Annotated in this window: 23 protein-coding genes; 11 read left to right on the forward strand and 12 right to left on the reverse strand. The window is 47.9% G+C overall.

Going from position 1 to position 22670, the window contains the following annotated elements; genetic code table 11:
• Positions 1 to 111 precede the first annotated feature (111 nt).
• Positions 112 to 2343, reverse strand: coding sequence for a DNA topoisomerase IV subunit A (gene parC / locus ABXJ76_RS10320; RefSeq protein ID WP_432740376.1), 2232 nt, complete (start codon positions 2341 to 2343; stop codon positions 112 to 114).
• 143 nt (positions 2344 to 2486) lie between these two features.
• Positions 2487 to 3008, reverse strand: a complete 522-nt coding sequence (locus tag ABXJ76_RS10325) for a DUF2380 domain-containing protein (protein WP_432740377.1) — start codon at positions 3006 to 3008, stop codon at positions 2487 to 2489.
• A gap of 224 nt (positions 3009 to 3232) precedes the next feature.
• Here ABXJ76_RS10325 and ABXJ76_RS10330 point away from each other — a divergent pair, with 224 nt between their 5' ends.
• Complete coding sequence (locus tag ABXJ76_RS10330; protein WP_340123361.1) at positions 3233 to 3475, forward strand: hypothetical protein; 243 nt, start codon at positions 3233 to 3235, stop codon at positions 3473 to 3475.
• Positions 3476 to 3528: 53 nt separating this feature from the next.
• On the opposite strand, the gene folP is transcribed toward ABXJ76_RS10330, so the two are convergent.
• Complete coding sequence (folP, locus tag ABXJ76_RS10335) at positions 3529 to 4392, reverse strand: dihydropteroate synthase (RefSeq protein ID WP_432740378.1); 864 nt, start codon at positions 4390 to 4392, stop codon at positions 3529 to 3531.
• Positions 4393 to 4484: 92 nt separating this feature from the next.
• Between folP and ABXJ76_RS10340 the strand changes: the two genes are divergently transcribed.
• From ABXJ76_RS10340 to ABXJ76_RS10355, 4 genes are all read left to right on the forward strand, one after another.
• Positions 4485 to 5021 carry a flavoprotein gene (locus ABXJ76_RS10340; protein ID WP_432740379.1) on the forward strand — a complete coding sequence of 179 codons (537 nt, stop codon included), beginning with the start codon at positions 4485 to 4487 and terminating at the stop codon, positions 5019 to 5021.
• Positions 5018 to 6406 carry a DUF6513 domain-containing protein gene (locus tag ABXJ76_RS10345; protein ID WP_432740381.1) on the forward strand — a complete coding sequence of 463 codons (1389 nt, stop codon included), beginning with the start codon at positions 5018 to 5020 and terminating at the stop codon, positions 6404 to 6406. Before ABXJ76_RS10340 ends, ABXJ76_RS10345 begins: the two co-directional genes overlap by 4 nt.
• Before the next feature lie 117 nt (positions 6407 to 6523).
• Entirely contained in the window at positions 6524 to 7300 is a 777-nt protein-coding gene (locus tag ABXJ76_RS10350) for a DUF447 domain-containing protein (RefSeq protein WP_432740382.1), read from the forward strand.
• Positions 7297 to 7986: a (5-formylfuran-3-yl)methyl phosphate synthase gene (locus ABXJ76_RS10355; protein WP_432740383.1), complete on the forward strand. Its 690-nt coding sequence runs from the start codon at positions 7297 to 7299 to the stop codon at positions 7984 to 7986. The genes ABXJ76_RS10350 and ABXJ76_RS10355 overlap by 4 nt, the downstream gene beginning before the upstream one ends.
• Before the next feature lie 78 nt (positions 7987 to 8064).
• On the opposite strand, the gene ABXJ76_RS10360 is transcribed toward ABXJ76_RS10355, so the two are convergent.
• The 5 genes from ABXJ76_RS10360 to ABXJ76_RS10380 all read right to left on the reverse strand — a co-directional run bounded on the left by ABXJ76_RS10360 (position 8065) and on the right by ABXJ76_RS10380 (position 14098).
• Positions 8065 to 9597: an ATP-binding protein gene (locus tag ABXJ76_RS10360; RefSeq protein ID WP_432740384.1), complete on the reverse strand. Its 1533-nt coding sequence runs from the start codon at positions 9595 to 9597 to the stop codon at positions 8065 to 8067.
• A gap of 111 nt (positions 9598 to 9708) precedes the next feature.
• Positions 9709 to 10905: an ABC transporter permease gene (locus tag ABXJ76_RS10365; RefSeq protein WP_432740385.1), complete on the reverse strand. Its 1197-nt coding sequence runs from the start codon at positions 10903 to 10905 to the stop codon at positions 9709 to 9711.
• Between the two features lie 4 nt (positions 10906 to 10909).
• Positions 10910 to 12115: an ABC transporter permease gene (locus ABXJ76_RS10370; RefSeq protein WP_432740386.1), complete on the reverse strand. Its 1206-nt coding sequence runs from the start codon at positions 12113 to 12115 to the stop codon at positions 10910 to 10912.
• A gap of 181 nt (positions 12116 to 12296) precedes the next feature.
• Positions 12297 to 12956, reverse strand: coding sequence for an ABC transporter ATP-binding protein (locus tag ABXJ76_RS10375; RefSeq protein WP_432740387.1), 660 nt, complete (start codon positions 12954 to 12956; stop codon positions 12297 to 12299).
• A complete protein-coding gene (locus ABXJ76_RS10380) occupies positions 12953 to 14098 on the reverse strand; it encodes an efflux RND transporter periplasmic adaptor subunit (RefSeq protein ID WP_432740388.1) in 1146 nt (381 codons plus the stop codon). The genes ABXJ76_RS10375 and ABXJ76_RS10380 overlap by 4 nt, the downstream gene beginning before the upstream one ends.
• 358 nt (positions 14099 to 14456) lie before the next feature.
• Between ABXJ76_RS10380 and ABXJ76_RS10385 the strand changes: the two genes are divergently transcribed.
• The gene (locus ABXJ76_RS10385) at positions 14457 to 15245 is read left to right on the forward strand and encodes a hypothetical protein (protein WP_432740389.1); all 789 of its coding nucleotides are present in this window, start codon (positions 14457 to 14459) and stop codon (positions 15243 to 15245) included.
• Positions 15246 to 15368: 123 nt separating this feature from the next.
• Positions 15369 to 15710, forward strand: a complete 342-nt coding sequence (locus ABXJ76_RS10390) for a zinc ribbon domain-containing protein YjdM (RefSeq protein ID WP_432740391.1) — start codon at positions 15369 to 15371, stop codon at positions 15708 to 15710.
• 206 nt (positions 15711 to 15916) lie between these two features.
• Here the strand turns inward: ABXJ76_RS10390 and moeA are convergent, their stop codons facing one another.
• Complete coding sequence (moeA, locus tag ABXJ76_RS10395) at positions 15917 to 17161, reverse strand: molybdopterin molybdotransferase MoeA (protein WP_432740392.1); 1245 nt, start codon at positions 17159 to 17161, stop codon at positions 15917 to 15919.
• A complete protein-coding gene (gene mobB, locus ABXJ76_RS10400; protein ID WP_432740393.1) occupies positions 17145 to 17681 on the reverse strand; it encodes a molybdopterin-guanine dinucleotide biosynthesis protein B in 537 nt (178 codons plus the stop codon). The genes moeA and mobB overlap by 17 nt, the downstream gene beginning before the upstream one ends.
• Before the next feature lie 194 nt (positions 17682 to 17875).
• Between mobB and ABXJ76_RS10405 the strand changes: the two genes are divergently transcribed.
• The 4 genes from ABXJ76_RS10405 to ABXJ76_RS10420 all read left to right on the forward strand — a co-directional run bounded on the left by ABXJ76_RS10405 (position 17876) and on the right by ABXJ76_RS10420 (position 20935).
• The gene (locus tag ABXJ76_RS10405) at positions 17876 to 18370 is read left to right on the forward strand and encodes a DnaJ domain-containing protein (RefSeq protein ID WP_432740394.1); all 495 of its coding nucleotides are present in this window, start codon (positions 17876 to 17878) and stop codon (positions 18368 to 18370) included.
• A 6-nt stretch (positions 18371 to 18376) separates the two neighbouring features.
• A complete protein-coding gene (locus tag ABXJ76_RS10410) occupies positions 18377 to 19282 on the forward strand; it encodes a peptidoglycan DD-metalloendopeptidase family protein (RefSeq protein WP_432740395.1) in 906 nt (301 codons plus the stop codon).
• 44 nt (positions 19283 to 19326) lie between these two features.
• Positions 19327 to 20310 carry an RNA polymerase sigma factor RpoS gene (gene rpoS, locus ABXJ76_RS10415; protein ID WP_432740396.1) on the forward strand — a complete coding sequence of 328 codons (984 nt, stop codon included), beginning with the start codon at positions 19327 to 19329 and terminating at the stop codon, positions 20308 to 20310.
• Positions 20311 to 20419: 109 nt separating this feature from the next.
• On the forward strand, positions 20420 to 20935 hold the full coding sequence (locus tag ABXJ76_RS10420; RefSeq protein ID WP_432740397.1) for an adenine phosphoribosyltransferase: 516 nt from the start codon (positions 20420 to 20422) through the stop codon (positions 20933 to 20935).
• Between the two features lie 75 nt (positions 20936 to 21010).
• On the opposite strand, the gene ABXJ76_RS10425 is transcribed toward ABXJ76_RS10420, so the two are convergent.
• Together ABXJ76_RS10425 and ABXJ76_RS10430 are read right to left on the reverse strand one after the other, a co-directional pair.
• On the reverse strand, positions 21011 to 21955 hold the full coding sequence (locus ABXJ76_RS10425; protein WP_432740398.1) for an MlaA family lipoprotein: 945 nt from the start codon (positions 21953 to 21955) through the stop codon (positions 21011 to 21013).
• Positions 21956 to 22002: 47 nt separating this feature from the next.
• Entirely contained in the window at positions 22003 to 22620 is a 618-nt protein-coding gene (locus tag ABXJ76_RS10430) for an ABC transporter substrate-binding protein (RefSeq protein ID WP_432740399.1), read from the reverse strand.
• Positions 22621 to 22670 lie beyond the last annotated feature (50 nt).

Raw genomic sequence — 22670 nt, forward strand, 5'->3', positions numbered from 1 at the left:
ACCCCGTCACGCTTGATTGCAAAACGACCCAGCCAGCTTTGCCTACATGGATGTAGGCAAGGGGCGTGAGCACGGTAGGTCACAAAAAATTATTCTACGATAAAATCATCATCACTCGCATTCCAAGCCGTCAACCCGCTGAAAGCCTCTGGGTAAAGACAAGCCTCTTTTGGCGCGACTGCCGGAATAATGCTCAATGTCGGCGCCTTTAAGCGTTAACTGCCTTTTACCGGCCATAATTTTTAACTGCCCGTTTTCAGGCAGCACCACCGCCGCAACCACGTAATCTTTTCCAGCCTTTAGGTCGATTGTCGGGATTTGAATCAACTTATTACCTTTGCCTTTCGCCAAAGCGGGCAACTCGGCCACCGGAAAAATCAGCAAACGGCCTTGTAAAGTGACCACCGCAAGCGAATCCGCTTCACTGCGTACCCGCGCAGGTTTTAATACCTTGGCACCTTCCGGCAGCGTAATCAGCTGCTTTCCGGCCTTATTTTTACTCAACAATTCTTTCAGCTGAACTCTGAAGCCATAGCCGAAATGGCTGGCAAGCACGTACCAGTCATCGGGTCCGCCTGCCAGCAGATGCAGAAATAACGAACCTGGCGGCGGATTCAATCGCCCGGTCAACGGCTCGCCCTGACTCCTGGCCGACGGCAGATCGTGCGAAGCCGTACTGTAAGCTCGCCCGGTGGAATCGAGGATGTAAACCGGCTGCGTCGTCCGACATTTGACTGCATCCAGAAAACTATCGCCAGAACGATAACCTAAACTGGCAACCTCTATATCATGACCTTTTGCCGCCCTGATCCAGCCTTTTTCCGACAGAATAACCGTTAACGGTTCGTTGCTTATTAACGCCGTTGTATCCAAAGCTTGAGAAGCATCTCTTGCAACCATCGGTGAGCGACGATCATCGCCGTATTTCTCGGCATCGCGCTCGATTTCTTTCCTGATCAGGCGATTGAGCAAGCGTTGCGAACCCAGGGTTTTTTCCAGCGCGGCGCGTTCCTTTTCCAGCTCGTCTTGCTCGCCGCGAATTTTCATCTCTTCGAGCTTGGCCAGATGCCGTAACTTTAATTCCAGTATCGCTTCGGCCTGAATATCGCTGAGTCCGAAACGCTCCATCAGCACCAACTTGGGATGGTCTTCGTTGCGAATAATGGCGATAACTTCATCAATATTCAGATAAGCAATCAGTAAGCCATCCAAAATATGCAAGCGCGCCAGCACCTTATCCAGTCGATATTGCAGCCTTTTGCGCACGGTCTCGGTACGAAATACCAGCCATTCAACCAGTATGCCTCTCAGTCCTTTAACCTTGGGCCGTCCGTCCAGGCCTATCATGTTCATGTTGACGCGATAGCTTTTTTCCAGATCGGTGGTAGCAAACAGATGCGACATCACTTCATCCGCATCGATGCGTTTTGAACGGGGAATCACCAACAAACGGGTCGGATTTTCATGATCGGATTCATCGCGCAAGTCCTCGATCATCGGCAGTTTTTTCGCCAGCATCTGCGCGGCGATCTGCTCCATCAATTTGGCGCCGGAAACCTGGTGCGGCAGCGCGGTAATCACGATATTGCCGTCTTCCTGCTCATATTTGGCGCGCATTTTTATCGAGCCGCCGCCGCTGATATACATTTTTTGTATATCCTCAGCCGAAGTGATGATTTCCGCATCGGTCGGATAATCAGGGCCTTTAATATGAGTAAACAGCATTTCCAGCGTACTGTCCGGATCATCCAATAACTGGATACAGGCATTGGCAACTTCACGCAGGTTATGCGGCGGTATATCGGTCGCCATGCCGACCGCGATGCCCATGGTGCCGTTCAGCAAAATATTCGGCAGTCGCGCAGGCAATAACACCGGCTCTTTCAGCGTGGCGTCGAAATTATCCGACCAGTCCACCGTGCCCTGCCCCAATTCGCTTAACAAGGTGTGCGCATAAGCGGTCAGGCGCGATTCGGTGTAACGCATCGCAGCAAAAGACTTGGGATCGTCCGGCGAACCCCAATTGCCCTGCCCGTCAACCAGCGGATAACGGTAGGAGAAATTCTGCGCCATCAACACCATGGCTTCATAGCAGGCGGAATCGCCGTGCGGATGATATTTACCCAACACGTCACCGACGGTTCTGGCCGACTTTTTAAACTTGGCCGTCGCCGTCAAACCCAACTCTGACATCGCATAAACAATACGCCGCTGCACCGGTTTTAAGCCATCGGCAATATGCGGCAAAGCCCGGTCCAAAATCACATACATGGAATAATCCAAGTACGCTTTTTCGGCAAAATCCTTTAACGGCAGTTGTTCAAAATTTCCTCGTAAGATCATAAATTACAATCCGTCCTTGGGTAAAGGCGCGAAGTTTCTCCAGGCTTTCCTGGCGCATTTTGGCTGATTCATAAAGTTTTTTTCATATCGTTATCCAGTTGTCGTCTCGGTACTTCACTAATTTATCCATTTTCATCTCATCATTATTTGTGTATTGCCTTTGGAGGCGGCGGCAGATAAATTTTATCCAGATCATCGTCGATTTTAACCGCAAGACTTTCGACGCCTTTGAGCGTTAATTTTTCATCTCCGCCTTTGGTCTCTGAAATGTAATTGCCGATTAATTGACCGTCATTAGCCCTGACCAAATGCCCCATTATATAAGCGAACAAGAAACTGGGTTTATGCAGCCTTCCAACCAGTACATAATCAGCACCGGCATTTTTAGCCAGTTCGGCGGCGCTATCGTGGTGATCAAAAAGATAGCCGACTCCGCCATCTGCTTCCCGCTGCGACGCTAAATCTATAGTAACAATTTTATACCCGGCTCTTTCCAGCTCAGCTTCCAGCATGGGTTTTATGCTCGAGGTTCGTTGCACCTCAGCGGGTATGCCCGGCGCTAAAGTCAGATCGCGCAATTCGAAATCCAATATGGCTATACGGGTTTCTGCATTAGCCTGGGCGGTGCAGAGTACCCAGAAGAATAATAGTGTAAAAATTTTCATGACTTGCCTCTTGGAGTCCGTTTAAAAATGCAACATAGCACAGTATTAGCGATAGTGCACTTTGCCAAATACCACTGTTAACTTATAACTTATTGTTTTATTGAAGCGTCAATGCAATATAAGACATGTTGCAGGAAATTCATGATGAGACTAGCATAGCCAGTTGCCAGCTTCGAATATGAGGCAGCATTTCATTTTTCCTTCAATTCAGCAGGGAGATCACCATGCCAATCCAAGACGAACATGACAATAAAACCGACCAACCACTGTCATCAACAGACTCAGACGATTCTACAGAAAATGTTAAAGGCTCCATTAAGACACTGTTATTAGCCATCGCCGGCGTGGTGCTGGTGTTATCCATCATGGTATTACTGCCGATGCTTCTTACCTATTTATCTGAGGGGGATTATCGCCCTGTAGGAGAGCCTCATCCAGGCCTAAGCAGTCAAAGCGACTATAAGTGAAACCTGATAAATAGGGAATAGTTGTAAACGGTGGGCAGAAAAACCTGCCCACCCTACCTGCTCTGTTTAATCGCCCAGGCCACATCAGCTGCCTGTCGGTTTTCTTTAACATCATGCACCCGAAACAGCTGCACACCCGCCATAACCCCTAAAGCCGTAGTCACTGCGGTGGCGGTAACCAGTTCCGAAGGTTCGGTCACAGCGCAAATCGTCCCCATAAAACGCTTGCGACTGGTGCCTAACAGCACCGGAAAGCCGGTTGCTACCAAGCTGTCAAGATGCGCCAACAAACCGATATTATCCTGCTTGCGCTTGCCAAAACCTATGCCCGGATCGATCACAATAGCCTGTTTTTTAATCCCTGCCTTTAACGCCGCATTAATGCTTTCGTTCAGGGCTTCAAGCACCTCCTGTACGACATTTTCATAATGCGGATTATCCTGCATGGTTTTTGAGACGCCCTGACTGTGCATCAAAATAATCGGCACACCGGTTTGAGCGGCCAGCGTCAAGATCGCTGCATCCGCCCTGCCCCCTGAAATATCGTTGATCATATCGGCTCCGGCATCCAGCGCCGCTTTGGCGACCTCACTTGAGGTCGTATCGATACTGATTAATATAGGACTAGCCAACTGTTGTCTGATGGCTTCAATCACCGGAACTACCCTCTGGATTTGTTCCGCAGCCGCAACCGGTTCAGCGCCGGGACGCGTCGACTCGCCGCCGATATCGACAATATCTACGCCTTCAGACAACATCAGTTCAACCTGCTGCAAAACCGCATTAAGACCTGAAAATTTGCCGCCGTCGGAAAAACTGTCCGGCGTCACATTTAAAATCCCCATAATCAGCGGTTTGGTCTGTATGCCGCCTGTAGGGGCGACCGGCCGGTCGCCCAGATTGACTTGATTGAACATTTCCTAAAAACTCCTGTGCGCGAAATCGGCGTATCGATTCATGTATAATAACCAATTCTTTTCGACCCTGATTGATTTTAATGGAACCTTGAATGAATAAGGCACGACTAGCCTGGGCCATTACCGGCTCCGGTCATTATATAGAAGAATGCCTGAATTTCCTGATGACGCTGGACGATGTTGATTTATATCTGAGCCAGGCTGGTGAAGAGGTATTACACATGTACGGCATCAATCTCGACGACATCCGCAAAAAAATGCCGGTGTACCGCGACAAAACCGCTTCAACACCGCCGGTCGGGCATTTTTACAAGGGTCATTACCATACCTTTGTGATGGCTCCGACAACATCGAATACGGTGGCCAAATGCGTACTGGGCATTGCCGACTCGCTGGTGACCAATCTGTATTCCCAGGCCGGAAAATGCAAGGTTCCGAGCATTGTTTACCCTTGCGACATAGCGCCGGAAATGGAAACCACCGCACCGGGCGGAAAAGTCATGGTGTATCCGCGAAAAATCGATCTGGAAGGCACGGCCAAATTGCGCGATTTCGAATACACCACCGTCGTTGAAAGTGTCGACGAACTGATTATCACAGTTAAAGAACGGCTAAAATCGTTAACATGAGCGAACATATCCTCTTCCTTACCGGCAAACTGGCTGAAAAACAGCTGCGAAGTATTCTCGAAAAAATGCAGCCTAAATTCACCTACACCGTGCATCAACTGGGTCTCAAGGTCGCAGCCTTAATGACCGCAGACATGATCGGCCGCCGCTTGACCGACACCTTCGGCGCTGACCGCATACTGGTGCCCGGACGCTGCCGAGGCGATTTGGAAGCCTTGTCCAAAGACTTGGGTTTGCCGATTGAACGAGGCCCGGATGAACTCAAAGACTTGCCGATGTTTTTCGGACACGCCGCGCACAAACTGGATTTAAGCCGCTACAGCGTCAAAATCTTTGCCGAAATTGTCGATGCGCCGAATGTCAGTGTTGAAGAAGTCGTTAAACGCGCCGCCTACTACCGACAAAACGGCGCCGATGTGATCGACATAGGTTGTCTACCGAGCACCGATTTTCCGCACATGGAAGACATCATCCGTACCTTGAAACAAGAAGGTTTTACCGTCAGCATCGATTCGCTGGAGGCCGACGACTTGCTCAGGGGCGGCAAAGCGGGCGCCGATTATATGCTTAGCCTGCACGAAAGTACCTTGTGGGTCGCCGATGAAGTGGCGGCGACGCCGATCATCATTCCGGAAAGGCATGAAGACCTGACTTCGCTGGATCGAGCCATCAAGATCATGCAGGCAAAAAACAAAGCCTTTATCGTCGACCCGATTTTGGATCCCTTGCATTTTGGCTTTACCCAATCCATCGTGCGTTACCATGAAGTCAGAAAGAACCATCCCGATATTGAAATGATGCTGGGCGTCGGCAATATCACCGAATTGACCCATGCCGATACCCTGGGCATGAACGCCCTGCTGCTGGGCATCTGCTCGGAACTCAATATCAACAGCATTTTGGCAACCGAAGTCAGCAAACATGCTTGCCGGGCCGTCAAAGAAGCCGATTTAGCCCGGCGTATCATGTTTGCGGCAAAAGAACACGACATGCTGCCCAAGCATATTGATCCCGGCTTAATGGCTTTGCATGAAACCTCCCCGTTCCCCTATAGCCTGGAAGAAATCAAGGAACTGGCCGGGCAAATCAAAGATCCCAGCTTCCGCGTTCAAATCAGTGCCGAAGGGGTGCATATTTTCAACCGAGACGGCTTGCACAGCGCCACCGACCCGTTTGACCTGTTTCCGAAACTGCATGTCGAAAATGACGGCGGCCACGCTTTTTATCTGGGCGTTGAACTGGCCAGAGCTGAAATAGCCTGGCAACTGGGAAAACGCTATACCCAGGACCAAGCGTTACAATGGGGTTGCGCAACCGACAGCGCAGAAGCCACCGTTGACCTGCATACCTTTAAACCCGCCGGAAGCACGTTGAAATCAACGTAGCCCGCGGAAACCACGAAAAGCAAGCTTTGCTTGTGCTTGCAGGCAAAGCCTGCACTCCAGTAATCAGCCGTTTTCGCCATTAAAGGTGACATCGCCTAATTTTATGAAGAAGTTACCATGATTCAAGAAACCCTAGTCATCACCCAAAACAGTTCCGGTCTGGCGCATATTGCGCCGATAGGCATTCATGTTATCTCCAGGGATGGAGTGTATGCCGAAAACCTGTCGGGAACAGGTTCGGCAATCTCCAAGGATGGAGTGTATGCCGCAAGCCAGTCTGGAACTGGCGCGGCGACTGGGTCGCAAGACGATTTCATCATCCTGCCGTTTCGCCCCTCAACAACACTCAATAACCTGTTGGCAAGCAAAACCGCCGTGATCAACTATTGCGATGATGTACGGGTGTTTGCCGGATGCCTGACCGGCCGGCGCGACTGGCCGCTAAAACCGGCGGAAAAAATCGATGGCCAAGTGCTTGATTGTGCGCTGGCCCATACCGAAGTCGAACTGGTTCGCGTTGAAGACAATGAAACCCGGCCAAAACTATTCTGCAAGGCCGTGCATAGCGTTAATCATTCACCCTTTAGAGGCTTTAATCGCGCCCAATATTCGGTATTGGAAGCGGCGATTTTAATCAGCCGCTTAGGCATGATTCCATTAGAAAAAATACAAGCCGAAATCGACTATCTGCGTATCGGCCTGGAAAAAACAGCCGGAGACCGAGAACTGGAAGCCTGGAGTTGGTTGATGACGGTTATTGAAAACTTTATCGCCAAGGAGGGTGTGTATGCCACAAGCCAGTCTGGAACTGGCGTGGCGATCGCCAGGGATGGTGTGAATGCCGAAAACCTGCCGGGAGCAGGTTCGGCGATCGCCTCGGAGGTAGACGCATGACCGGAATGCTTGCCAGCGTTAACAGCGTAGAAGAAGCCTTGTTGGTTTTAAGCGCGAATGTCGATATTATCGACCTGAAACAACCGGCTTTAGGCGCATTAGGTGCGCTGAAAACCGATCTGGTCAAAGCCATTGTTACTGAGATTAATGGCCGCTGTCCTGTTAGCGCAACCGTCGGCGACCTGCCGATGCAGCCTGAGATTATTTACCAAGCGGTAACAGCGATGGCCGAAACCGAGGTCAATTATATAAAAATCGGTTTTTTTCCCGGCGGAGACTGGCAGGGAACTTTAGAAAAGCTCGCTGCATTTCAACACCGGAACCTGGGAAAGATCGACTTAATAGCGGTGCTATTCGCCGATACCCAACCGGATCTTGCCGTCATAGACTCGCTAAAAAATGCCGGATTCAACGGGGTCATGCTCGACACCATGAACAAATCCAACGGCTCCTTAACTCAGGTCATGGCAAAAGCCGACATAGCGCAATTTGTCCGGCTGGCAAAAGACCGGAAAATGCTCTGCGGACTGGCCGGTTCGCTCAGACTGGACGATATAGCCGAACTGATACCCTACCAGCCGGATTATCTTGGTTTTAGAGGCGCATTATGTCTGGATCACAACAGAACAGCGCAATTAAACAGTGCGTCAATTAGGCAAATAAAACAGGCTATAGATCAAAATTAGCTACCTGCCAGGATGGCTTTAATCGCTCATTCACAGACACAGGCCCGACCGCACCACTGACAACAAGAGTCAAAAAACTTATGCGTCGCTACTTATTATGGGTAGAGTGAAATAAAAAGTGGTGCCTTTTCCAGATTCGCTATTAAAACGCAAAACACCTTCATGAGCTTCGATAAGCGAACGACTGATAGATAGCCCCATTCCCATCCCGTCTTTTTTAGTGGTATAAAAAGGCATCAATATTTTTTGTTTCTCGTCTTGAGCAAGTCCAAGTCCATTATCCTTTACCCTGATCTCTATTTCATTATTGAGCGTTAATTGGCTCTGGATGCTTAATTGACGTTGCTGTTTTACCGGTATGTTTTGTAAGGCATCAATACTGTTTCGGATCAAATTTATGATGACCTGTTCAATTTGTATATGATCGACAGAAATAGACGGCAGATTGTTTTCCAGAACAAATGTTAACCTTATGTCGTTTTTTTTAACTTCAGCAATACACAGGCCAACCGCATCATGAATCAAGGTATTAATATCGAAGCTTGAACGATGTTTTGCATGAGATTTAACAAATTCCCTCATTCGATGAATTATCTGCCCCGCTCTTAAAGCTTGCTGCTGAGTTTTGTACAAAATATCGGCGAGCTTGACCAGATCAGGATCTTCAGTGTTGACAAGGTTTAGACTGACTTGCGTATAGCTGGTAATCGCAGCCAGGGGCTGGTTAACTTCATGAGCGATGCCTGAAGCCATTTCACCCATCAACCCAAGGCGAGTCACATGAGCGAGTTCGTTCAGATGTTCTTTGTCTAGCTGCTCCCGGTGCTTGAGTTCGCTAATATCGGTAGAAATGCCGCACAAGCCGTAAACACTGCCGTTTTCATGGCGCAGTAGTTGCTTAGTGGAAAAGTAGGTGACGGTAATGGTGCTGTCTTTGAGAGTAATCATCTCATCGACTGCTACTCGTTCACCCAATTCAATGACTCGGCGATCATTTTCGCGCAATCTTGCCGTGGTAGCAGCATCAAAAAAATCATCGTCTACCTTGCCAATAATGTCTTCCATCCCCTTGCCAAACAGTTGCCGTACCGGTCGATTGGCATACTGATATTGATGATTGTTATCCTTGATATAAATAAGGGATTCGACACTATCAAGAATGACGGCAAGCTTATTTTCACTTTCGCGCAACGCATTTTCTGCTACTTTTCTTTGCTCTATCTCGGCTTGCAGTTGTTCGGCACTGGGTAAAGACAAGGCGCGCGGAGTAATCCATAGTGTCAGGAAAGCAGTAGCGATCGAAAGAATCGCCGTAATACCTTTAAACAATCCGTCCAGCCAATATAAAGGTATCCATATCGTGATAGCCGACAGTAAATGCGTGGTACCGCAGGCAATAATAAATCCGGCAAACATGACGACCAGCCACGGATAGGGAAAGCTTTTACGCTTCCGGATAAAATAAATGAGAATCAGCGGAATCGAATAATAGGACAGGGTAATCAGTATGTCTGCGATAACATGCAGCCAAAGCAATACCGGACTCCACGACAGGCAATACCCATGAGGCAGAAAATCTTTAATACCAAAAAAATCGATCAATTGTTGCATGTGTCAGGTTTACAATGAAATGAAATGACGGACAGGGTGGCTTACAGCCCCTTTGCCCCATGTGTTTGTGATAAAAAAGCCGAACTCACAAGCCTGTTTGAAATACGAAAATCACTCGGCGCGCAAAGCCTCTAAAGGTTCTAGCCGGGCGGCTTTCATTGCCGGGACTACTCCGGCTGCTATGCCGATCAGCAATGAGACCATAAGGGCGGCAACGATATAGGCCCAGGCCAGCTCCACAGGCAAGGCGGGCAGTGCGACCTCAAGTATCTTGACGATGGCTATGCCCAGCAACACGCCGCACAGCCCGCCTGCACCGCTTAACGCCAAGGCCTCGCACAGGAATAGCTGGAAAATGGTTCGCTTTTCTGCGCCTACCGCCCGCAGCAAGCCGATTTCGGAAATGCGTTCGGAAACGGCGATAGTCATAATGGTTAATATGCCAACCGAGCCTACCAGCAAAGAAATACTGCCTAATGCCGCCACCGCCAGCGTCAGGATATTCAAGATCGAATCCATGCTTTTCAGCATCTGGTTCTGGGTGACGAGGGTGAAATCTTCCCTGCCGTGCCGGGCAATCAAGCTTTTCTTGATGGCTTTTTCTACGCCGGCAATCGCGGCATTGCTTTTATAGAGCAGATGGATTTCCATCAGGCTTTCCCTGTTAAACAGTTCCAACGCCTTGGCGGCTGGGATGTAGATGGTGTCATCCATGTCGAAACCGAGCGTCTGGCCTTTTTTTTCCATCACGCCGATGACCCGAAAACGGTCGCTGCCGATCCTGATGCGCTGGCCTAGCGGACTGGCTGTGCCGAACAGTTCGGTCGCCAATTTATTGCCCAGCACCGCAAAGGCGCGCGGATTGCTTTCTTCTTCCGGTAAGAAACGCCCGTTGACGACCTTGATTTTCCAGATTTCCGGCACCGCAGAACCGACCCCGAGCACGTTGGTGCGCCGCTGCATTTTTCCGGCTTTAATTTGTGCATTACCTTGCACCATCGGGGATACGGCAATGATATTTCGTCGATTTCTTAAGCTGACCGCGTCGGCGATAACCAGCGGTCTAACAGTGCTTATGGTTGCTCCAGACACACCGAAGGTGGTAGTTTTTCCGGGATGAATGCTGATCAAATTAGTGCCGAACTGAGTGAACTCTGCCAGCACAAAAGTATGAATGCCGCGACCGATAGAAGTCAATACCACCACTGCCGCGATACCGATAATCAGACCCAATGCGGTCAGTGCCGAACGCAGTTTGTGGCTGATAACCGTCCGGTACGACAATAAGATAAGATCAGCGTAATGCATAAGTTTACCGCTTTGCCAATGCGACAATAGGATCGAGATTGGCCGCTTTTCTGGCCGGTAATACACCGAACAGCAAGCCGGTAATTAACGAAACTGCCAACGCGGCCAGCAATGCCCAGCCCGGCAGCTCCATAGGAAAATCCGGGTAAAAAGCCTGCAAAATTGCCAGGGTTACGTATCCCAAGATCACGCCCAGCACCGCGCCTGCCAGCGACAGCATCGCCGCCTCGGCCAAAAACAGCCACAGCAGCTGCCGCTTGGTCGCGCCCAAGGCTTTCAGTAAACCGATTTCGGCAGTACGTTGCGTGACGCTGACCAGCATCACATTCATCACCAAAACACCCGCCACTACCAAACTGATTCCAGCGATACCGGCTACGGTCAGGGTCAACGCGGTCAATATTTTATCGAAGGTGCTGACCACGCTGTCCTGGGTAATCAGTGTCACATCGTCTTCGCCTTCATGGCGGGCCTTGATGATGCCCCTGATTTCATCGACCGCCTGGTACATGTCCGGTTTGGATTTGGCTTCAACCAGAATCCTGAATAACGAATGGGTATCAAACAAAACCTGTGCCGACGCCACCGAAATAATCACAATTTCGTCAAAATCGATGCCGACCGATTGCCCTTCCGACGCCAGCACGCCGATCACCCGAAAGCGCCGGTCGTTAATGCGCAGCCATTGCCCCAGAGCCGATTGCTTGGCAAACAGTTCATTGCGTATAGTTTGGCCGATCACGCACACCGATAGAGTTTTATCAATCTCGGTTTGGGGCAAAAAACTGCCTTGCGCCATGGTCAAACGACGCACCCGTCTTAGTGCATGCGTCGAACCCAAAACATTGGTTTCGCGCTCCAGTCCTTGCGCTGAAACGGGCGCAGAACCGACAGTTAGCGGCGCGATGGCCGCAATATGACGACTGCGTAACAAAGCCTCGGCATCTTCCAGCGTCAAATCCCTGGGTGTTTCGCCGAATAACGGCGGCTGTCCGCCTAGGGTTTCGGTGCGCCCCGGCAACACGATAACCAGGTTCGTGCCCAAGGCTTCAAACTCGTTAACTATATAGCGGCGAGCGCTTTCGCCCAAGGCAGTTAACACCGAAACCGAAGCGATGCCGATGCTCATAGCCAGAATAATCAACGCCGCGCGCAAGCGCTGGGCGCTGATTGCGACTAAGGATTGGGTTAACGTGTCTTTGATTAACATGGTTTATCGGACTTACCCATTCTCGTTCCCACGCGCTGCGTCCCGTGTTTGTACTGCCTATTTTTTCGGATGTTACGCGTGACTCGTGGCGCAGCGCGCCTTAACTGCATTCCCACGCAGCGCGTGGGAACGAGGCAAAACTTCGTGTCTTTGTGGTGATCTTTTATATTTTGATTGCTTATCACCCTATCTGCCCATCGACAATACGAATTTTCCGCCGCGCCCGGTCGCCCACATTTTGGTCATGGGTAATAATCATCAGCGTTACACCTTGCCGGTTAAGCCCTTCCAGCAACTCGATAATTTCCTTGCCGGATTTGCTGTCGAGATTACCGGTCGGCTCGTCCGCCAATAAAATCGCAGGGCGCATAATCATGGCCCTGGCAATCGCGACGCGCTGTAGCTGTCCGCCGGAAAGCTGATCCGGCCTATGGTGAGCCCGATCTTGCAGACTGACCGATGTCAGCGCCTCCAGTACCCGTTGTTTGCGTTCCTTAACCGCTACGCCTGCCAGTATCATCGGTATTTCAATGTTCTCCGCCGCCGATAAACGCGGGATCAAATGAAAAAACTGGAACACAAAACCGATGTTTTCGCGGCGAACTTTGGCAAGTTCGTCGTCGCTAAGCTGGGTAACCGGCTGATCGTTTAACAGATACCGGCCTGAGCTTGGCTGATCAAGCAGGGCGATGACATTTAATAAGGTCGATTTTCCGGAACCTGACGGCCCCATCACCGATACATATTCGCCTTTTTCGATGACGGCATTAATGTCATTCAAGGCATGAACGGTCTGCTCGCCTACCTGGAAATAGCGGTGAATATGTTCCAGCCGGATCATTTTTGTACACGGGCATAAGCGCCTGCCACCACGCCATCACGACCTACCGACAACACGACTTTATCACCGACATTCAGACCGGACAGCACTTCTACGATATTCCAGTTAGCCAGACCCGGCTTAAAGCTGCGCTCTTCCAGCAAACCGTCCGCCTGCATCAGCAACACCCGGTTATTTTCCAGCACCGCTTCGGCTGGCACCCTGAGCGCCTGAGATTTTCTGGCCAACAACACCTCAATATCGGCACTGTAGCCGGGCAGCAAGCCGTTAATATCTTTCGGGTCGGTTAATTTAACTTCAACTTCGACGGTGCGCGCCTGTTTTTCCTTTTCCAGTACATAAGGCGCGATGCGGCTTACCGTGCCGGAACAGCGTTTATCAGTAAAGGCATCCAACGACACGCAGGCGCTCATGCCGGTTTTGATCTGCGGCGCGTCCACTTCATCCATCGGCGCAGACACGTACAAACAGCTGACATCCAGCAAGTCGATGGCGGGCAAAGTCGGAATACCGGGCGGCGATGGCGTGATGAATTCTCCCTGCTCGGCATTGATTTCAGCCACGGTGCCGTCGAAAGGCGCGAGAATCAGGGTGCGTTCGACAGCGGCCTGAACCGCGTCGCGGTTGGCCTGACTGACGGCGATAGCCTCAAGAGCGGCATTGCAGGATGCACGTTTGGCGCGTGCGCCGGTCGCTTTAATATCGACCTGCTCTTCAGAGACAATATGATCGAATTTTTGCAACCGTGACAAACGCTCGGCCTCGCGTTCGGCGCCAGCCCCAAGCTGACAAGCTTGTTCAGCTGATGCCCGGTTAGCCCTGATTTGTGCTTCCTGCAGTTTGACCTGCGCTTTCAGGTCCTTATTCCAGACCTCCAGCAGTAACTGGTGTTGTTTGACCATGTCGCCTTCCTTGACATGCAACTCGGCAACCTGACCGCCTGTTGCCGGTGCCAGATAGGCGCGCCGACAGGCTTTAACCGTACCGACGCGGGTATTGGATACCGTCGCCCTCACCTCGCCTTGCTCAAGGGTGACGATTTCAACATCAACAAATTCAGGCTGTCTGGTGAAAAAATAAACGGCAACCATCAACGCAATGCCGATGACGATAATGAGTGGTTTTTTGCCCGGTGAAGTCATAAGTTGAGTAGCCGATAATCGTTTACGCTGGAGCGCTTATTATAAGCGCAACTATCAGTTGCTGGTGATTAACTCAAAACCATTATTGCCCGACAATTGCCAGAAAACAAGAGGTTGACAACGTCGAATGATCGGCCTGGACAATAAATCAAGTTATCGTTACCAAAATATGGGATAGCTGTACCCGTATATTGATTTATTTAGCGCATTCATGCACAGGAATACGGCGATAGGCTAGCAAAATCCACTGTCGGAAGCAGACAGCAAATCGCCAAAATCAGCATAAAAAAAGAATTTCGAATGGCACACACAACGTTATACCATAGAGACTCATGGTTACCTGTACCGGAGCTTCCCCTTGAAAAAACTTTTAGCATTGATTTTCATCAGCCTGCTAGGCAATAGCGTTTTTGCCGCTGACGCCATTATTGAAGTCATTCCCTTAAGCAATCGACCGGCATTCGAAATACTGCCGTTGCTTGCTCCATTGTTAGGCAACACCGCCCAATTGATTGACAACGGTTCCAATTTATTAGTCAAGACCACACCTGACAAATTGGCTGAAATCAAAGCCATCGTCAGGCAATTGGATGTGCGCCAAAGCAATCTGATCATCACCGTCAGGCAAAGCAAGCAGACTACCGCCGATGAACTTAACGCGGCCGCCAGGGTGCAGCTGAATATCCCGGCTGATGATCCGTCAAGATCCGGCGGCAGAATAGGCGGTCATTTTTATCAGACCCAAGAGAAGAACGCCGATCAAAACACTCAAACCATTCGAACTATGGAAGGCGTCGCGGCTCATATTAAAACGGGCAATGTTTATCCAAGTCAATATTCTTCCAGTTATGGTTACGCCACGGCAACCGAATTTACCGAAGCGACCACCGGTTTTTCGGTAGTCCCCAGACTGGCCGGACAGCAAGTCATTCTTAGCATATCGCCTTGGTCGGATAAACTGAATAATCGAGGCCGGATCGAAACCCAAAATGCGCAATCGACACTCAGGATCAATCTTGGCGAATGGGTAGAACTCGGGGGAGTTGGCGAAAACAGTAACAACAGTTCAAGCGGTGCATTTGTTAATACGCGTCAGGTTGGCGAAAGCCGGATGCATATTTTAGTTAAAGTCGACCGGGTAAATTAAAGCGCGTCCCGAATAGGCATAGCTCCTCATGAAATAGACAATAACCGCCTGAATCTGGCATTATGTCGCCTCAATACACTTTGTATCCCACAAGGTTGAGACAAACCTACATTAAGGAAAACAATGAATAACCTCCCAAAATGTCCTGCATGCGGCTCAGAATTCACCTACGAAGACGATCTGATGTATGTCTGCCCTGAATGTGCACACGAATGGCCGCAAGCTGGGACAGCCGAAGACAACTCCGATGTCCGTATCGTTAAGGACGCAAACGGCAACGTGTTGCAAGACGGCGATAATGTAACCGTCATCAAAGACCTTAAGGTCAAAGGGTCGTCATCGGTTGTCAAAGTCGGCACTAAAGTCAAAATCATCCGTCTGGTCGACGGCGATCATGATATTGACTGCAGAATCGAAGGTATTGGTGCTATGAAACTGAAGTCAGAGTTTGTTAAAAAAGTCTAACGGTAAACAGTGGTAACAACTCAGTAGTCAATATAATAGAACGCAATAATGGAACGCAGAGGCCAAAAGTAAGCGCCTACTTTTGGCCTCTGCGTTCCATTTTTCTAACTGCTGAGCAGCTACGAACAGTGAATGCTTGTTGTTACCCGAAGGCGTATCTTGTTTGAACGTCGTTACGGTTTTTAAGCTTGCTACTAAGTAAGTCGCTATATCAACAAACTAAACGGCTCAACAATGACCTTGTCGCCTGCTGGTACACCAGCACACTCTCTTGGCAAGACGATATAACAGTCACTCTGACTCATAGAGCTGAGGATATTTGAACCCTGCCGCCCCGCTGTGGCGACAAAAAACTCGCCGCACTCATCTTGACTGAGGATGCCGCGCTGATATTCCTGTCGTCCAGGAGCTTTCTTTAAAGCGGTGATACAGGTCGCGGTCAATCTTAACGGCTTGGCAAGCGGAGCCCCGGAAAGCTGCCTAAGCGCGGGAGCCACTATCTGCTGATAGGTTACCACTACGGCAACCGGATTGCCGGGCAAACCAAAAAAATGACATTGCCCTATCTTACCGAAAGCCAAGGGTTTTCCGGGTTTTATCGCCATTTTCCAAAAATTGACTTTCCCACAGTTTTGCAGGATTTCTTTGACATAATCGGCCTCACCGACTGAAGCGCCGCCGGTGGTTATGATCACATCATGGTGCTTAGATGCTTCAATAAAACTGTCTTCAAGCAGTTGTTTATTATCGGGAATAACGCCTAAATCAGTGACACTGTAACCGGGACCTGCCAATAATCCGCCCAACATAATGCGATTGCTGTCGTAGATTTTCCCTGGTTCCAGCGGCCGACCTAATGCAGTCAGTTCATCACCGGTAGAGAAATGGGCGATTTTTACCTGTCGTTTAACGGTAACCTGGTCAACACCGGCAGAAGCCAGCAAACCCAGATCAACCGCTGTTAGTTTTTTGGGCTGCGCTAGTAAACAATATCCTTCATTTACGTCTTCGCCGATTTCCCGGATATTTTGCAGCACTCGGGTGTCCGCCGGAAAATAGACACTTTGCTCATGAACCTGTACCTGTTCCTGCATGATGACTGAGTCGGCCTGTTCCGGCACGACTGCTCCGGTAAAAATCCTGACGCACTGACCGGCTTGCAACTGACCTTGAAATGGCCGTCCAGCCCAGGAAATCCCTACTAAAGCTAGCATGAACGCCTGCCCACCAACCCTGCCGCAACTGGAAAACGCATAGCCATCCATCGCTGCATTCCTGTCACGGGGAATATTGATCGGTGAATAAACCGATTCGGCCAACACTCGGCCCAAGGCATTTTTTAAGGTCAGTTTTTCTGTACCGCTTACCGGTTGTATAGCGGCTTTGATGCTATCCAGCGCGTTTTCAAGAGACAATAACGGTCTGGATTCTGGGCTACATGAGTCGAGCATAGTTTTTCATCACATGGTTTTGGATAAATTCGGCAATCGTTTCTGGATGATTCAATTCCAATTGCATCAAATAATCTGGCGTTTTTAGCGCCACATCGGTCGCTATTGCGATGATGTCCGGATCATTGGGGTAAAGTAGGGGTTGTTCAAGCACAGATCGATGCAATTCAATTTTAGGAAATTTTTCCGACTTAAAGCCTTCCACCAAAATCAAATCCAGTTCAACTTGATCGAATTGCTTTAACTGATCCTCCAAGCGGGGCTCTTGTTCCGGGACCAATTCGGTAATAATCGCCCGCCGATACCGGGATACCAGCATAACTGGCGAGGCTCCGGCTTCCCGCAAGCGAAAACTATCTTTTCCTGACTGGTCAATGTCAAAATTATGATGACTATGCTTGATCAAGCCGATGCGCAAACCGTTTTGTTTTAAAATCGGAATCAATTGGGTCAATAACGTGGTTTTACCGGTTCCGCTTGCGGCGGCAAAACCCAGAACTGAAACTTTGTCATTTAACATATCAACCCACATTAAATTGTTATCATAAGATGTCATATTTTAAGGTATTATTTATTCGAATACTATGGATACCTAGCCGTAACTGCTCTAACAAGTCTTACGGAATTGGCATCATCCATGGCACTACAGAGATCTAGGTATGGAAAAAAACCTTGAGAGCGGCCTTAAACAGATCATTCATCCAGGAGTAAACCTTGATTCGACTTTACCTAATGTTGATATTGATCATCATTGCATTTTTTGGCATGCGTGCGTTTTTAAAAACCTCGCCAGCTGTATTGGCTCGTTATACTAAGCTTTTGTTTCTATCGGTTACAGGACTGGTTGTACTTTATTTAACCGTAACCGGTCGCTTGAACTGGCTTTTTGCTCTGACAGGTGTGGCTATTGCTTTTATACTCCGCTTAATGCCGGCATTGTTACGTTATGCGCCCTATTTTCATCGACTATGGTCACAATTTAATTCTGCAAAACAAAACACATCGCAACGATCCAACAAAGAAACTTCTAAAGATAATATGTCGATTGAAGAAGCCTATGAAGTGTTGGATTTGAAGATAGGCGCATCGGAAGCTGAAATTATTGCCGCTCATCGTAAACTCATGCAAAAAATCCATCCCGATCGTGGCGGATCAAACTATTTGGCCGCAAAAATAAATCTGGCTAAAAAGCTTTTATTAAAAAAATAACCTTCTATGAGATTCGCTAATTCAAAGCTTGTTTTTATTGTAATATTGCTGGCTTTAGTGGATAGCTGTACGGTATTACCGCAAAACTATGCCCCTGTAACCACAAATACTCCTGATATTGCAAAAGACAATACAAAATATCACCAGGTAAAAAAAGGTGACACCTTATATGCAATAAGCCTGATTTATGACATAAATTATCAGCAATTAGCGCAATGGAACCGGATCGCCACCCCTTATACGATAGAAATAGATCAAAAAATAAGACTCTCCGATCCGAACTTGGGAAACAAGCCCATGCATAATCACATCGATGAGGAAGCGCAATCAAAGATAAAACAAATCATCGTCGCTGCAACTGCAGAAAACAGAATCAGCCCGCAGAAAAAAACCGTTATTTCATTAAATAACAAACCCAATCTAACTGACAACCCGCCATATAAAAGCCAACCTTTTAATAATATTGCTGAAAAAAACGGAAGTAGCCCACAAAAAAAATCAATTATTTCAATTGATAATACAGTCATGTTAAAGTTAAACTTTCAATGGCCAATCAAAGGAAAGATTTTAAAATATTTTTCTCCAGCTCATAACAAAGGTATTGATATAGCCGGAAAAACAGGACAAGACGTCAGTGCGGCTGAAGCAGGCAAAGTTGTCTATAGCGGACAAGGCCTCATTGGCTACGGTAATTTGCTTATTATAAAACACAACAATTTATATTTAAGCGCTTATGCCAATAACAGCCAACTGCTTGTTACAGAGGGGCGTACGGTGGACAAAGGCGAGGTTATTGCAAAAGCAGGTCAAGCACAATCAAATTCCGCGAAATCAAACCAAGCCTCGCTGCATTTTGAAATAAGAAAAAACGGAAAACCGGTGAATCCACTTAACTTTTTACCGGGCAAATAATAAAACCATTTCGGCTTTTTTGGTCGAACAATGTAGAGGTTATCATGAAGGCAGAATTAGTTGAGCTATTGGACGATGATGTTGGTCTATTATTTGATGATGAGTTGTCTTTTGACGATGATCCCCAGAAAAATTCAGCTATCGCTGAAACATCGGATATTGACCAGATAATTACCCATGCCTCGCTGCAAGATAAGAGCATGGATGCGACACGCGTTTATTTAAACGAACTATCTCACTCACAATTACTGACTGCCGACCAAGAAAAATTTTATGGATCTAGAGCTTTGCTAGGCGATGAAGCTGCCCGAAAAATCATGATCGAAAGTAATTTACGCTTAGTCGTTAAAATTTCCCGTCGCTACCTAAATAGAGGCTTGCCACTGCTGGATTTGATTGAGGAAGGCAATCTGGGCTTGATGCGCGCCGTTGAAAAATTTGATCCTGAAAGAGGTTTTAGATTTTCAACCTATGCCACTTGGTGGATCAGGCAAACTATCGAACGGGCCATTATGAATCAAACGCGAACTATCCGTTTGCCGATTCATGTTGTCAAGGAAATGAACACTTATCTTAAAGTTCAGCGTCATTTAGCACCGTTACTCGATCATGAACCTAATGCCGAAGATATTGCAGCTCATCTGGACATACCGATTCATAAAGTTGCAAAAATGCTTAAACTTAACGAGCGGGTTTCATCAATAGATATGCCGACCGGCAAGGATTTTGATAAACCTTTGGTAGAGTCAATTTCTGATAGCAATAGTTTATCGCCCGCTGAAAAAATACAAGAAGACTGCATTAGACATAACATTGCGAAATGGGTACTTCAACTTTCTGAAAAACAACGTGAAGTTATTTGTCGCCGTTATGGGCTTTGCGGTTATGAAGACTCTACCCTTGAACAGGTTGCTCAAGAACTGGGCGTAACCCGAGAACGTGTCAGACAAATCCAAATGGATGGCTTAAAAAAAATGAAAGAAATCCTGGAATGCAACGGCTATTCTTTCGAAGCTATTTTTAATTAAACTAGCTTGCCTAAATCAAGCCTACACAACAAAAAAGTTTGCGGCAATACAGAAATTTCGTAAATTTATATAACCTTCCCCCACCTATTCATTGCAATAGTACAAAAATATGAACCGATTAAGAGATAAAATCCGCGACATCCCCGATTTCCCGAAACCAGGCATTATCTTCAAGGATATTACACCACTGGTAAAGGACCCCGCGACACTAAGACTTTCCGTTCATCAACTGCTACAACCCTTTTTAGGCAGAAATATCACCGCAGTTGCAGGGATGGAGGCACGCGGTTTTATTTTCGGCTCTCTGGTTGCTTGGGAGCTGGGGCTTCCGTTTGTGCCATTGAGAAAACCGGGAAAACTGCCTTACGATGTGCAAAGTGTCTCGTATGACCTTGAATATGGTTCAGCCACACTAGAGGCGCATATCGACGCTTTCGATGCGAACGATCATGTTTTACTGATTGATGACCTACTGGCTTCCGGCGGAACGGCAAAAGCCAGCTGTGAATTAGTTGAACAATTGGGTGCAAAGGTAGAGGCTTGCGCCTTTGTGGTGGAGTTGGATTTTCTGAAGGGAAGAGAAAAACTAAAGGATTACGAAGTCCATTCTTTATTACATTATTAGTCAAAATGAGGCGAAGGGCAAAAGGCGCAAGGCGATTCAACACGCCCGCTCTTCGCCTTTTACCTTTCGCCTTCTTTATCTACGTCTTTTTAATGTTTCCAGTTTATCCAGCTTGTTACCGGCCTCTTCAAATGACTTGGCGGTAGCGTCAAATGATTGGGCGACACTGCTAAATGAATACGAAACTTGCTCAATTTTTTGAGTCTTTTCGTCTAGGCGCAGAGAAAAACCTGGTTTGTCTGTATGAGCATCACCAGACGAGTCTTGGCTAAAAGCCGCGCTATTATCGCCGTCAAGCGACTCATCTTCAAAATTATCTATATCGAATGATGCCTCCGCCTTTCCATCCGTAGCCAGATTATTACGCCACTGCAAAAAAGATTCGCGCGTAAATACATAAGGGTCTAACGCAGCTTCATCAATGAACTTTAACGCCCCCTCCGCACTAGCTCTGGCATTCAGCATAGACAACAACTGCACAGGCATACCTATATAAGTGACTGGATTTGCCGCCGTATCAAATACCGCTCCTGGAATACCACGCGCAGTTGACGGCCCCAGAATAGGCAGCACTAGATAAGAACCTTGAGGCACACCCCATACCGCCAGCGTCTGATCAAAATCCTCCTCATTTTGCTCCAGTCCCACATGCTTGGCCACATCAACCAGACCACCCAGACCTATTGTTGAATTGATAGCAAAACGTCCGGTATCTTCAGCGCCTTGTGAAAATTTAGCCTGTAAAACATCATTAATAACCACGTTCACATTTTTCAGATTATTAAAGAAGTTGAACACACCCGTTTGCATGCACTGCGGAGTTATCCACTTATAGGCAGTTGAAACAGGTTCGGCTACATAATTATCGACGCTATCGTTAAAACCAAATATTTTTCTATTAACGTTTTCATAGGGATCGGTCTTGCTCACTACAGTTTGGCGTGCAACATCACCTGTTGTTGCACACCCCCCCAGAGTGAGCGCAACGACAATCAACAACCCTGAGAATGTATGTTGCATTTTAACGCTACGATTGCCTTTGTGTAGTCTATTCATCGGCATAAAACCTATTGTTTTGAATAATTATTAATTTTTTCGTTAATTTTGGTTATTAATACATCAAAACCTTCACGCTGCAAAATAGTCGTATATTCCGACCTTTTCAAGGCCAAATCACTGACACCGTTGGCGATAATATTAATAATACGCCAGCTATTGCCCTTCTCCTTTAACATGTAATCAAACTTAACGGGCTTGTCACCAGGAATAAGAAAGTGAGAATGCACAACAACACCGCCTCTTGTTGTTTCTTCTTCCGAATCGAATACAAATGATTCCCCCGAATAATCCTTAAAGTTATGCGCATAAGAGGCAATACTCAACTGACTGAAGACATCGACCAGCTTCTGTTGTTGCTCTTCGGATAACTTCTCCCACTCCTTACCGACCACAATACGGGCAATTTTTGTCAATTCGTGGCTGTTGGAAACAGGATTCTTGAGCTTCTCATATCTTCCGGCATAGCCCAATTTCTTGCCGTCCTTCATCACATCAATGAGGTCGGACTGAAATTTCTCTACGACCTGTCTTGCAGTTGCCCCACCTTCATCCACAGCAAAAGCGTTCACTGTCCCAAACAAAAGAAGCATAAAAACCGCAGCTAACTTCATACTTTTTAGACCCATAATCAAAATACCTCGTGAAAACCAATTTAAGCCAGGCAAAAGGCGAAGAG

The organism is Methylobacter arcticus, from assembly GCF_050917435.1.
Taxonomy (GTDB): domain Bacteria; phylum Pseudomonadota; class Gammaproteobacteria; order Methylococcales; family Methylomonadaceae; genus Methylobacter_A; species Methylobacter_A titanis.

Bases quoted from the DNA above. Each gene is read 5' to 3' on its own strand.
- ABXJ76_RS10360 (WP_432740384.1), bottom strand. From the start codon at position 9,597: ATGCAACAATTGATCGATTTTTTTGGTATTAAAGATTTTCTGCCTCAT.
- ABXJ76_RS10340 (WP_432740379.1), top strand. From the start codon at position 4,485: ATGAATAAGGCACGACTAGCCTGGGCCATTACCGGCTCCGGTCATTAT.
- ABXJ76_RS10420 (WP_432740397.1), top strand. From the start codon at position 20,420: ATGAACCGATTAAGAGATAAAATCCGCGACATCCCCGATTTCCCGAAA.
- ABXJ76_RS10390 (WP_432740391.1), top strand. From the start codon at position 15,369: ATGAATAACCTCCCAAAATGTCCTGCATGCGGCTCAGAATTCACCTAC.
- ABXJ76_RS10345 (WP_432740381.1), top strand. From the start codon at position 5,018: ATGAGCGAACATATCCTCTTCCTTACCGGCAAACTGGCTGAAAAACAG.
- parC (WP_432740376.1), bottom strand. From the start codon at position 2,343: ATGATCTTACGAGGAAATTTTGAACAACTGCCGTTAAAGGATTTTGCC.
- ABXJ76_RS10430 (WP_432740399.1), bottom strand. From the start codon at position 22,620: ATGGGTCTAAAAAGTATGAAGTTAGCTGCGGTTTTTATGCTTCTTTTG.
- ABXJ76_RS10375 (WP_432740387.1), bottom strand. From the start codon at position 12,956: ATGATCCGGCTGGAACATATTCACCGCTATTTCCAGGTAGGCGAGCAG.
- folP (WP_432740378.1), bottom strand. From the start codon at position 4,392: ATGTTCAATCAAGTCAATCTGGGCGACCGGCCGGTCGCCCCTACAGGC.
- ABXJ76_RS10355 (WP_432740383.1), top strand. From the start codon at position 7,297: ATGACCGGAATGCTTGCCAGCGTTAACAGCGTAGAAGAAGCCTTGTTG.
- ABXJ76_RS10410 (WP_432740395.1), top strand. From the start codon at position 18,377: ATGAGATTCGCTAATTCAAAGCTTGTTTTTATTGTAATATTGCTGGCT.
- ABXJ76_RS10365 (WP_432740385.1), bottom strand. From the start codon at position 10,905: ATGCATTACGCTGATCTTATCTTATTGTCGTACCGGACGGTTATCAGC.
- ABXJ76_RS10370 (WP_432740386.1), bottom strand. From the start codon at position 12,115: ATGTTAATCAAAGACACGTTAACCCAATCCTTAGTCGCAATCAGCGCC.
- rpoS (WP_432740396.1), top strand. From the start codon at position 19,327: ATGAAGGCAGAATTAGTTGAGCTATTGGACGATGATGTTGGTCTATTA.
- ABXJ76_RS10380 (WP_432740388.1), bottom strand. From the start codon at position 14,098: ATGACTTCACCGGGCAAAAAACCACTCATTATCGTCATCGGCATTGCG.
- moeA (WP_432740392.1), bottom strand. From the start codon at position 17,161: ATGCTCGACTCATGTAGCCCAGAATCCAGACCGTTATTGTCTCTTGAA.
- ABXJ76_RS10425 (WP_432740398.1), bottom strand. From the start codon at position 21,955: ATGCAACATACATTCTCAGGGTTGTTGATTGTCGTTGCGCTCACTCTG.
- ABXJ76_RS10325 (WP_432740377.1), bottom strand. From the start codon at position 3,008: ATGAAAATTTTTACACTATTATTCTTCTGGGTACTCTGCACCGCCCAG.
- mobB (WP_432740393.1), bottom strand. From the start codon at position 17,681: ATGTTAAATGACAAAGTTTCAGTTCTGGGTTTTGCCGCCGCAAGCGGA.
- ABXJ76_RS10330 (WP_340123361.1), top strand. From the start codon at position 3,233: ATGCCAATCCAAGACGAACATGACAATAAAACCGACCAACCACTGTCA.
- ABXJ76_RS10350 (WP_432740382.1), top strand. From the start codon at position 6,524: ATGATTCAAGAAACCCTAGTCATCACCCAAAACAGTTCCGGTCTGGCG.